Here is a 9,028-nt window from a genome sequence, read left to right as displayed (position 1 = left end):
AGTAATGCCGCAGGGCTCGGTTGGTTGTCGGCGGGCCTGCTGTCTTTCCGGCGCAAGGCGGTGTGAAGTCGGAGGGCGGAACGCGGCGGGTCTTGGACGGGCGGGCCGCCGGATGGACATTTGGCCCCCTTTTTTCTTATAATGGTCTATGAGCGGCGGCCCGATTGAATCGGACCTTGCTGCTGCAAGGAGGCGAAGCAGATGAAACCGGCGGCTATCGAAGAATGCGACAATACCTGTAACGGCTCGGAGGTTTCGCCCGAGCATATCCGGTTAACCCTGCCGGAGAGGGCGACGACCGACAAGATGGCGGAACTGTTCAAGGCGCTCGGCGATCCGACGAGGGTCAGGCTGATTTACGCATTATCCCGTCAGGAGCTTTGTGTACATGATCTGTCGGCGATTTTGGACATGGGCCAGTCGGCGGTGTCCCACCAGCTTCGCTATTTGCGAAATCTGCGGATTGTGAAGCGGCGTAAGGAAGGGAAGACGGTATTTTATTCGCTGAATGACGCGCATGTCGAGCAGATTTTTTTGCAAACGCATGAGCATATCAGGCACGAATAGATGGCATAAGCAAGCGCAAGCGGCAGGGACTCTTTCGGTCTTCTGCCGCTTTTTTTGACGCTTCGCACATTAGTTAAAGCTTTGTTCCGCTGTCCTGGGGACGGACGGCTTCTTCAAGCTCAGCGCTAGCCAGGCGCAATAGAGCGCAAGCAGCGCCAGCGCGCCGCCGATCAGCAGGGCGTAGATAATCTGCAGTACAGTCTGAAAAGCGCTTTGCCCGGAAAGGACCTGCAGCCTCTTCAAAGCGGGATACAGACTGCGAAGCTTGCCGCATAGAAATAGCCGACCGTGCTGTCGATGGTCTTCTTCAAATCATAGCCGCTCATTCATTTGGCCTTCCATCAGCATTCCCAACAGCACATATTCCAGCATATAGCGCCCCTTTATATCGATTAGATATATCTATCTGATATGTTTATCAAAGCGGAAATTTTGCCGCCGTCAAGCGGCTATTGCCGATTGACATTGTAAGAAGGAAAGGAATATAATGTCGGTAAGAACATATGAACAGTTGCTCATATATTAATCGTAAGTGTTACGGAAGGGGCTGGAGACAGTGAATACGGTAGAGCAGACGGTTAAGCGTCAATGGATATTGGAAGGTCTGGACTGCGCCAACTGTGCGATGAAAATCGAGAATCGGGTAAGCAAGCTGGAGGGCGTCGCTTCCTGCTCGGTTAATTTTGCAACGAAGACGCTGACGATGGTAACGGACCCAAGCTTCGCCGAGACGGGGATTGCGCAGGTGGAGCGGACGGTAACCTCGCTGGAACCGCATGTGCGGCTGCTGGAGAAGAAAGCCCCTTCCGTCTCCCGGTCTGCCGCTTATAGCGGTGCGGCTCAAGTGAAGGTTCAAGCTCGCGGTCACGGCGAAGCGCATGGACACGGGCAGGGGGCCGGACTTGAACATTCAGATGAGAATAAGCATGAGCATGGGACTGGGCATGAGCACGCGCATGCCGGGGAAGAAGGCGGGGCGCACGGTCATTCGCACAGCCATGGAGAGGGAGAGACGCGGCGGACGTTGCTGCGCCTCGGTGTCGGCGCGGCGCTGGCCGCAGCCGGGTATCTGATTCCTGCCGGGGGCTACGGCGAGCTCGCTTTATTCCTGCTCGCTTACCTTGCGGCAGGCGGAAATGTAGTCTGGCAGGCTGTGAGAAATATTGCGCGGGGACAAGTATTTGACGAGAACTTTCTGATGGCGCTGGCGACAATCGGCGCGTTCGCGATTGGGCAGTACCCGGAAGGCGTCGCCGTCATGCTGTTCTATCAGGTCGGCGAGCTGTTCCAGGGCCTTGCGGTCAACCGTTCCCGGCGCTCCATCACGGCGCTGATGGATATCCGGCCGGAGACGGCGCGCCTGCGGATCGGGGAAGAGACGAGAATCGTGTCCCCCGAGCAGGTGAGTATCGGGGATATGATCGTTGTGCAGCCGGGCGAGAAGGTGCCGCTCGATGGAACAGTCATTGAGGGAAGCGCGATGATGGATACCTCCGCGCTGACCGGCGAATCGGTTCCAAGGGCGGCTGAACCGGGCAGCGCGGTGCTAAGCGGATTCATTAACAAGAACGGTCTTATCGTCGTACAGGTAACCCAGACGTATGCGGAATCGGCGGTTTCCAAAATTCTGGAGCTGGTGCAGAACGCGTCGAACAACAAGGCCAAGACCGAGAACTTCATTACCCGGTTCGCCCGGAGCTATACGCCTGTCGTCGTCATTACGGCCGCGCTGCTCGCCGTGGTTCCGCCGCTGCTGGTCAGCGGGGCGACCTTCTCCGACTGGATCTACCGGGCGCTGGTCTTTCTCGTCATCTCCTGTCCGTGCGCGCTCGTCGTATCGATCCCGCTCGGCTTCTTCGGGGGTATCGGGGCGGCGTCGCGCAGCGGCATTCTGATTAAAGGAAGCAATTATCTGGAGGCGTTGAACGATGTCAAGACCGTGGTCTTTGACAAGACAGGCACGCTGACCAAGGGACAGTTCAAGGTGACGGAGGTTTATCCTGCGGAGGGAATAGCGGAGGAGGAACTGCTGCGGCTAGCCGCTTACGCGGAGAGCCATTCAGGGCATCCGATCGCGGAGTCCATTGTCGCGGCTTACGGGCAGCCCATCGCCGCAGGCGCCGTTGCCGAATACAATGAAATTTCCGGCCACGGCATCCGGGCGGCTGTGGAAGGCCGCATCGTGCTCGCGGGGAACGCGCGGCTTATGGCGCAGGAAGGCATCGCCTTCCGCCAGTGGGACGGAATCGGCACCATCGTGTATCTGGCCGTGGACGGTCAATATGCCGGCAGTCTTGTCATCGCTGATGAAGTGAAGGAGGATGCAGCCCGGGCGATTTCCGCTCTCCGCAAGATTGGCGTTGCGAGGACGGTGATGCTGACCGGGGATGCTGCGGCGGTGGCCGAGGATGTAGGGAAGAAGCTGGGCGTCGGCGAAATCCATGCCGAGCTTCTGCCCCAGCATAAGGTGGAGCAGATTGAACGTCTTGAATCCCTCAAGACGGGCCGGGAGAAAATCGCCTTTGTCGGCGACGGCATCAACGACACGCCGGTGCTGGCGAGAGCTGATGTCGGAATCGCCATGGGGGGCCTTGGATCGGATGCCGCCATCGAGGCGGCGGATATCGTCATTATGACCGACGAGCCGTCGAAGATTGCGCAAGCCATCGGCATCGCCCGCCGGACCCGGACGATCGTATGGCAGAACATTCTGTTCGCGCTCGGCATCAAGGCGGTCTTTCTGCTGCTTGGCGCATTTGGCATCGCGACGATGTGGGAAGCGGTCTTCTCCGATGTCGGCGTGACGGTGCTTGCGGTGCTCAACAGCATGCGGGCGCTCCGCGTTCCGGCTGCGTGAGCTCCAGCTTCAAATCCAGCCTTATGAACACATGAAAAACCGCCGAAAATGGTCTATCCTCCATTTTCGGCGGTTTTTGCCCGGAATCATTGGTCTATCGTAAAACCTTCAGCCCATGCTCAGACTGTCGATGCCGCGGCGGATAATATCGCATGAGGCGGTGAATTTGGCGGTCTCCTCCCCGTTCAGATTCAGCTCAATCAGCTCTTGTATGCCGTCTCCGGCAATGATGGCGGGCACGCCGGTGCAGATGCCCGTCTGCCCGTACTCGCCGTCCAGGATGGCGGACACGGCAATGATCTTATGCTCGTCGTTCAGAATGGACCGGGCGATATACGCCAGCGCGCTGCCGATCCCGAAGTGGGTCGAGCCCTTGCGCGTATAAATCTCCCACCCGGCATCCTTCGTCTTGCGGGCGATATCGCCAAGGTCCAGATGCTTGAACCGCTCGCGGTGCTGGTCCAGAATATGCAGGATCGGCTTGCCGCCGATCGTAACATGCGACCAGGCCACAAACTGCGATTCGCCATGCTCGCCCAGCGCGTAGCCGTTCACGCTGCGGGGATCGATGGAGAAGATCTCGGACAGCAGCGTCTTCAGTCTGGACGAGTCGATGGATGTTCCTGTTCCGATGACCCTGTGGCGCGGCAGGCCGGAGATTTGCCAGACGAGATAAGTCACAATATCGACCGGATTGGCGGCGATCACAAATATACCGTCGAACCCGCTCTCCACAATAGGGGTAACGATGCTTCTCGTAATGGTCTTCGCTTCGTCCAGCACATCCAGCCGGGTCTGTCCGGGCTTCGGATTGGCGCCAGCGGTCAGGATTACAATATCCATGCCAGCGCAGTCGCTTGTCGTTCCGGCGTAGACCTTGGTCCGTGTACCCATAAAATCCATGCAATGCGAAAGATCAAGCGCCTGCGCCATCGCGCGGTCATAGGTGCGGTCCACCATCATAATCTCATCGCAAATCGCTTGATTGACCATGGAATAGGCGCAGCTGGAGCCGACCAATCCGGAACCGACGATCGCCACTTTTCTTGATTTTCTTTTCATCTGCCCACCCTCGCTCTCTTAAATACCGATTTATCCGAAAGACTGTTCGATATCTTTATTTTACTCCAATTACCGGCAAGTTACCTGACACGGGTGAAAAAAGGTACATGCTTCAAACCGCCCGCAACGCGCAACCGTCATACTAGGCGGGGCCTTGCGCAGAGGCGAAAAAACCGCATGGAAGCCATGCGGCGGCGAAATGGCGCCAATCGAATCGCTTACAGTCTCAATTACGGACTAGAGGATTCCCCAGAGCGCCGATCCTGCATTTTCCTTAAAAGGAATTTCGTTCCTGCTACTGCGCGGCATGCGCTTCCGGCGGAACGAGCCTGCGGTATGTTCTGAACATAAACATTCTCCAGCGCACAATCATGCCGAACGCCAGAATAAAGAACAAACCGCCCGACTGCGGAATGGATATGTAGCGGTCGATAAATTCGTGCAGCAGCGTGCGGACCAGGAACAGACCGAGCAGAACAAGAATGAAGCTCTTGGAGCGTCTGACGTACAGCAGCCCTTCCTTCTCGTGGAAGGAGGTCGTCTTAATAAGCGGATAAGCAAGCACAAACCATCCCGCCAAAAAAGCGGCAAGCGCCCACCATAGAGGAACCCTGGTCTCGGGGACGACGAACATGATGAAGCCGGTCGACATGCCCAGCGGCGGGATCAGGATTTTGCGGAGGGTAACAGGGCGGTCGCTTGCCTTTAATCGGATAAAAATAACCATCAGCGCCATAAGCATTGCGCCCAGGCTGGAGCCGATATGCAGTAACGACGGATTGATGCTGCCCATGGTTCACGTTCCTCTCTAAAGTTAAAGATGGAGTACGTACATTATAGCAAAAAATGCTTCAGGCGCCTAAACGTCAGCGTTCCGCCGAAGTAATCGCCGCGATATGAAGTATAAACGGCAAAAAACCGCCGGCGGTTAGGCCGGGCGGTTAAGTTGCACTGTATAATATGGAGTAAACCGGCTGCCGCAGGGGCAAATTGATTAGGAACCGGTTCGTCGTCCGCCCGCCGAACGCATGACGAGACTGACAATCGCGATCAGAACAACGGCGCCGATCAAGGATGGCAGAACGTAGAATTCACTGACACGCGGACCCCAGTCGCCCAGGAAGCCGCCCAGCCAAGAGCCTAAGATACCAGCGATAATGTTGCCGATAATGCCTCCCGGAATATCTCTGCCCATAATCAGACCTGCTAACCAACCAATAATACCACCAACTATCAGCATCCATAAGATACTCATCTTGTTTCAGCTCCTTTTAAGGTATTAGTATTGGATGCTAACTATTAACCTCAAGCGAATGGTTTAAATCAGGTGTCATATTTTGCCGAAAAAAGAGGAAGTACATGCCCCTTGCCCGCTGGGGGCCGAGCAAAAATCATTGCATCTACCGTGTATTTTCTCGTCTAAAAGAGGGTAATAGAAAGTGAAGAACCGCTCTTTGAATCCTACAACCGATTGCTAAAGGAGTCGCTTAATATGAAACGCCCAAACGAAGTGTTGTTTTATGTCGGAACCTACAGTCCCGAAGAGAAGCCGTCCATTTATCTATGCGGATTGAATACCGGGGACGGAGAAATGAGAATCATTCAGCAGACCTCGGGCGTCGAGAATCCATCGTACATAACGCTGAACCGGGCCGAGAATGTGCTGTATGCGGTCAGCGAGAAGGAAGACGGCGAGGTCAGCGCCTATTCCGTTGATCCCGTGACAAATGAGCTGTCCCTGCTGGGCGCGCGGCCGACAGAGGGCGGAGCTCCCTGCTACGTCTCTGTCTCTCCCGGGGAGGATTATGTCTATGTGTCCAACTATTCGGGCGGCAACGTCAATGCTTTCCCGGTTAATGAGGACGGCTCGCTCGGGGAGATGTCCTCCCAGGTCCGTCATGCCGGCAAGGGCTTTCGCGAAGACCGGCAGGAAGCGCCGCACCCGCATTCCGTAATTGCCGAGGCGAGCGGGAAGCGGATACTGGTCTGCGATCTCGGCCTTGACCGGATTATGCTCTACCGCCATGAAGACGGCAAGCTTGCCCGGGATGGGGAAGTGGTGCTGCCTGACGGCTCGGGCCCCCGCCATCTGGCGTTTCACCCGGGCGGAAAGTGGCTGTACTGCGTAGGCGAGCTGAACTGCACGGTAACGGTTCTGGCGGTCTCCGGGCCGTCCGGGAGTTTTGAAATCCGGCAGCACCTGTCCACGCTGCCGGAGCAGTACGCCGAGGGGAGCGACGATACCGCGGCCGATATCCATATTTCGCCTTGCGGCCGGTTCTTGTATGTATCCAACCGGGGGCATGACAGCATTGCCCTGTTCCATGTGGATGAAGGCACCGGCCTGCTCAAAGCGGCGGATTGGCAGAGCACCGGCGGGCGCACGCCCCGCAACTTCGCCATTGCCGGAGACATGCTCCTTGCCGCCAACCAGAACAGCGGCAATATTACGTCGTTTACTATCGACAGCGAGAGCGGCAGGCTGATTCCGACGGGCAACGAGCTGGGAGTGCCGGCGCCGGTCTGTATTGCGGTATTGAAATAGCCCCCCGCATTTCGCAATAATATCGAGTTCTCCAACCTTAATAGAAGGACTTGGCAATGGGAGCGCGAATAGATATCATTGACGAATCTTTGTCGCATTCCTTAACCGAAATGGGGGATAGGATGGAGGATTTGGCGGAATCGGTGGCCAAGGAAATCAGGGGGGGCGTACAGACTTATTTCGCCTTGCCGCACTTGTATGAGCAGGCGACTGCTTGTGTCGATGAGAAGCTGAGAGGGAGCCTCCCGTTCGCCAGACTGACGGTGCTGCACTACCGCGCTTTCGGAGGAAGAGGGCCTGCCATTTACCGGGCGGCGGGTGCGATAGAGCTCATGATTCTCGGTGCGGATATTGTCGATGACCTTCAGGATAAGGACAATAACCTGACAGCATGGAGCCGGATGAGTCCCGAAATTGCGCTTAACATTGCTTTGGGGCTGACGCTCATTTCCGGGCAAATGCTGCTTGCCAGCGAATTCCCCCTGGAACGGATTCATGAGGCTGTACAATATATGAATACTCAGTCGCTTACGGCCATCAATGGACAAACGGCGGATCTGCTGAACGATATACAGAGCGAGGAGGATTACCTTCGCATGATCAAGCAGAAGTCGGCCGCATTTGTGGTCGCCGCCTGCATGATTGGCACGCTGCTGGCCACCGGCGAGTGGAACAGTCATGTAAGAGACTATGCCGAGGAGCTTGGAATCGCCGATCAGATCAAGAACGACATCCGCGACCTGCTCGATTGGGAAAGAGGCGATTTCAGGAATCGCAAGAAGACGCTGTCCACGCTGTACCTGCTCCAATATATCGCTGAGGAAGACCAATGGATCGCCGATTACTTTGAAGGACGCCTTCGGATGGAGGAGATCGGCCACCGCCGGGAGGAATTTGAACGGGCCGTCGAACGGACCGGAACCTTTCTCTACACCTCTGTACGGATGAGAATGCATTGCTATAATTACTTGCGGATAGTAGACAAGCTGAATATCGACGTTCAATGGAAGAACCGTATCATCGCCCTGGCTAAATAGACCTTGGCGCAATAATCGATGGGGGGAATTATCCATGTTAAAGGAAATCATTCAAAGCTTGATGAAAGATCCTGAAGCTGCCCAACGTTTAAAGAACGGTCGGTTTGAACTCGCTGGAATCAGCGAAGTTGAACAAAGAGCGCTGCTGGATGCGTTGGAGGACACAAACCGGGTGAGCAAAGCCGGAGAGCTGGGAGCTTGGGACACGGTCAAAGCGGCAGCGGCGCTGTAATACTATACTGCAACTTGCGATAATAACAGCCTTAATCCGGACGGATTAAGGCTGTTTGCGTGGGGAGAGGATGCGTCCCGCCGCCGGAATAAAAGCCGATATCGTCAAGCATCACGGCGTCTCTGTTGCCTCGAAGATAAAAGGTGATTTGCGCCACCTGCGCCGGATCAAAGGCGGGATTCCGCTTGTGGAACAGGTCGAAGGAAAGCTCATAAGTCTGAAAGACCGCCTCGCTAGGCTCCCCGTATTTCCCGCCGCTGATCCGCTTCTCTAGCCAGGGAGTCCGGGCGAACCGCGTCTTTGGCAGCGGCAGGGGCGTCATGACTGCCGACAGCGAAAGACGGGCCTTGATGCCGAGGCGGTCGGCCAGTTCAATCTCGACTTGCGGCGGCAAGCCGGAGCCTGAACCGGAAGTGAGGTTGGCCATGGAGAAGGACAGGCCGTCCGCACCATAGAGCGCGGCATCGACAGCCGGTCCTCTGCTTAGCGCAATGCGGTATAACGCTTCCCCCGCCTCATCGTTCCTGCGCTCCAGCAAGGCGCCGAATGTTCCTTTGCTTCCGCCCTCGCGGTCTTTGGCCGTCTCCTCCGTCCAGTGTATCCCCGAAGCTGTAATCACGCCGCCGGAGGCTGGCGTCGCCTTGTCCCGGTCCTCGTCGAACCCTGCAATGATCCTGAATCCGCCGTCCTGATAGCGGTTGAAATAGGCAGTTGACCGAGGCAGCCAC

9 protein-coding genes and 1 pseudogene are annotated in these 9,028 nt (G+C 56.5%); 5 read left to right on the top strand and 5 right to left on the bottom strand.

The features are described 5' to 3' along the window. The first annotated feature begins 201 nt into the window (after positions 1–201). Positions 202–567 (top strand): ArsR/SmtB family transcription factor, encoded by a 366-nt coding sequence (locus tag L692_RS0116175; RefSeq protein ID WP_025701170.1) that lies wholly within the window; start codon positions 202–204, stop codon positions 565–567. A gap of 69 nt (positions 568–636) precedes the next feature. Here the strand turns inward: L692_RS0116175 and L692_RS32870 are convergent, their stop codons facing one another. Next, complete coding sequence (locus L692_RS32870; protein WP_198027771.1) at positions 637–810, bottom strand: hypothetical protein; 174 nt, start codon at positions 808–810, stop codon at positions 637–639. A gap of 313 nt (positions 811–1,123) precedes the next feature. Here L692_RS32870 and L692_RS0116160 point away from each other — a divergent pair, with 313 nt between their 5' ends. Then, the gene (locus L692_RS0116160) at positions 1,124–3,424 is read left to right on the top strand and encodes a heavy metal translocating P-type ATPase (RefSeq protein ID WP_025701169.1); all 2,301 of its coding nucleotides are present in this window, start codon (positions 1,124–1,126) and stop codon (positions 3,422–3,424) included. A 108-nt stretch (positions 3,425–3,532) separates the two neighbouring features. On the opposite strand, the gene L692_RS0116155 is transcribed toward L692_RS0116160, so the two are convergent. From L692_RS0116155 to L692_RS0116145, 3 genes are all read right to left on the bottom strand, one after another. Next, entirely contained in the window at positions 3,533–4,486 is a 954-nt protein-coding gene (locus L692_RS0116155; RefSeq protein ID WP_025701168.1) for an L-lactate dehydrogenase, read from the bottom strand. Between the two features lie 295 nt (positions 4,487–4,781). Continuing rightward, the gene (locus L692_RS0116150) at positions 4,782–5,279 is read right to left on the bottom strand and encodes a CcdC family protein (RefSeq protein WP_025701167.1); all 498 of its coding nucleotides are present in this window, start codon (positions 5,277–5,279) and stop codon (positions 4,782–4,784) included. Between the two features lie 201 nt (positions 5,280–5,480). Further along, positions 5,481–5,741 (bottom strand): GlsB/YeaQ/YmgE family stress response membrane protein, encoded by a 261-nt coding sequence (locus tag L692_RS0116145; RefSeq protein WP_025701166.1) that lies wholly within the window; start codon positions 5,739–5,741, stop codon positions 5,481–5,483. Between the two features lie 237 nt (positions 5,742–5,978). On the opposite strand from L692_RS0116145, the gene L692_RS0116140 reads away from it, so the two are divergent. The 3 genes from L692_RS0116140 to comX are packed head-to-tail and all read left to right on the top strand — an operon-like array spanning position 5,979 to position 8,300. Next, positions 5,979–7,031 (top strand): lactonase family protein, encoded by a 1,053-nt coding sequence (locus L692_RS0116140; RefSeq protein WP_025701165.1) that lies wholly within the window; start codon positions 5,979–5,981, stop codon positions 7,029–7,031. 56 nt (positions 7,032–7,087) lie between these two features. Next, positions 7,088–8,068 (top strand): polyprenyl synthetase family protein, encoded by a 981-nt coding sequence (locus L692_RS0116135; protein WP_025701164.1) that lies wholly within the window; start codon positions 7,088–7,090, stop codon positions 8,066–8,068. Positions 8,069–8,102: 34 nt separating this feature from the next. Continuing rightward, on the top strand, positions 8,103–8,300 hold the full coding sequence (gene comX, locus L692_RS0116130) for a competence pheromone ComX (RefSeq protein ID WP_025701163.1): 198 nt from the start codon (positions 8,103–8,105) through the stop codon (positions 8,298–8,300). A 31-nt stretch (positions 8,301–8,331) separates the two neighbouring features. Here the strand turns inward: comX and L692_RS32865 are convergent. Continuing rightward, positions 8,332–9,028, bottom strand: a pseudogene (locus L692_RS32865) (hypothetical protein); the annotation flags it as partial.

The organism is Paenibacillus forsythiae T98, from assembly GCF_000520735.1.
GTDB lineage: Bacteria > Bacillota > Bacilli > Paenibacillales > Paenibacillaceae > Paenibacillus_AQ > Paenibacillus_AQ forsythiae.
Note: the sequence above shows the minus strand (reverse complement) of the source record. Positions and strands in the feature narration are given on the sequence as shown.

Excerpts from the sequence above, each read along its gene's own strand:
- comX (WP_025701163.1), top strand. The coding sequence starts at position 8,103 with ATGTTAAAGGAAATCATTCAAAGCTTGATGAAAGATCCTGAAGCTGCC.
- L692_RS0116135 (WP_025701164.1), top strand. The coding sequence starts at position 7,088 with ATGGGAGCGCGAATAGATATCATTGACGAATCTTTGTCGCATTCCTTA.
- L692_RS0116145 (WP_025701166.1), bottom strand. The coding sequence starts at position 5,741 with ATGAGTATCTTATGGATGCTGATAGTTGGTGGTATTATTGGTTGGTTA.
- L692_RS0116155 (WP_025701168.1), bottom strand. The coding sequence starts at position 4,486 with ATGAAAAGAAAATCAAGAAAAGTGGCGATCGTCGGTTCCGGATTGGTC.
- L692_RS0116140 (WP_025701165.1), top strand. The coding sequence starts at position 5,979 with ATGAAACGCCCAAACGAAGTGTTGTTTTATGTCGGAACCTACAGTCCC.
- L692_RS0116175 (WP_025701170.1), top strand. The coding sequence starts at position 202 with ATGAAACCGGCGGCTATCGAAGAATGCGACAATACCTGTAACGGCTCG.
- L692_RS0116150 (WP_025701167.1), bottom strand. The coding sequence starts at position 5,279 with ATGGGCAGCATCAATCCGTCGTTACTGCATATCGGCTCCAGCCTGGGC.